The sequence below is a fragment of the Pseudomonas sp. 65/3-MNA-CIBAN-0223 genome (genome assembly GCF_040310425.1).
GTDB classification, from domain to species: domain Bacteria; phylum Pseudomonadota; class Gammaproteobacteria; order Pseudomonadales; family Pseudomonadaceae; genus Aquipseudomonas; species Aquipseudomonas gregormendelii.
The window spans coordinates 1-240 of record NZ_JBEOPV010000323.1; the positions used below are offsets into that span (position 1 = coordinate 1).

At 63.3% G+C, this 240-nt stretch carries 1 protein-coding gene; it reads left to right on the top strand.

Annotated elements, in window-relative coordinates; all coding sequences use genetic code 11:
• A partial coding sequence (locus AAEZ09_RS29065) for an NAD-dependent epimerase/dehydratase family protein (RefSeq protein WP_350601783.1) occupies positions 1 to 240 on the top strand: 240 nt, incomplete at both ends.

Below are 240 nucleotides of genomic sequence, written 5' to 3' on the forward strand. Positions count from 1 at the left end.
TGCATGCCCTGTGCGAAGGTGTCGACGCCATCGCCCACTTCGGCGGCGTCTCCGTTGAGCGACCGTTCGAAGAAATCCTCGACGCCAATATCCGCGGCACCTTCCACATCTACGAAGCAGCCCGCCTGCACGGCATCAAGCGTGTGGTCTTCGCCAGTTCCAACCACGTGATCGGCTTCTACCCGCAGACCGAAACCCTGGATGCCCACGCACCACGCCGCCCGGATGGCTACTACGGGC